The following is a 490-nucleotide window of genomic DNA, read 5'->3' on the forward strand; positions in this document are numbered from 1 at the left end:
GTCACGCTCAATTCATGCGTGATGTTCAATCGGTTTTGCCTTTATCAACCGTATCACAAGAAAAGAAAATTGATTTGCTTTACAAACTTTATAATCAAAATGCCAAGCTCGGCAATAAACAATAGGGAAGGAGAATGCTTGATGCGAAAACAAACAGATGACTTTGCTCATATGCTGCAGCAACTAGGAGGAATGAAACTGGTGATAGAGGTTGAAAAGGGAAGAGTTAACCCTTTTCAGCTTGTTCATGAACCCATAGAGAAACGATAAAATCAAGAAGAGAGGATGAAACCGAGATGATGTCTATTCCATTTCGTAAAAAAGAGAAAACGCCTGAACAAGAAAAACAAAAGAAAGGCTATAACCCACGCTTAATTGCTCAAATTCAGCCGCAAGGAGGCGTGAGCTTCAAAGAAAATGTGACGCGCAATGGTGACGGTTATACCACATGCGTTCATGTATACGGCTACCCAACCAACGTGAATAATTT

1 protein-coding gene is annotated in these 490 nt (G+C 39.8%); it reads left to right on the forward strand.

Going from position 1 to position 490, the window contains the following annotated elements; all coding sequences use genetic code 11:
- Positions 1-296: 296 nt before the first annotated feature.
- Positions 297-490, forward strand: a 194-nt coding sequence (locus tag AC1DWA_RS33290; protein WP_477917734.1) for a hypothetical protein, incomplete at its 3' end; no start/stop codon positions are given.

The organism is Rhodococcus sp. P4_F3_2 (assembly GCF_056401335.1).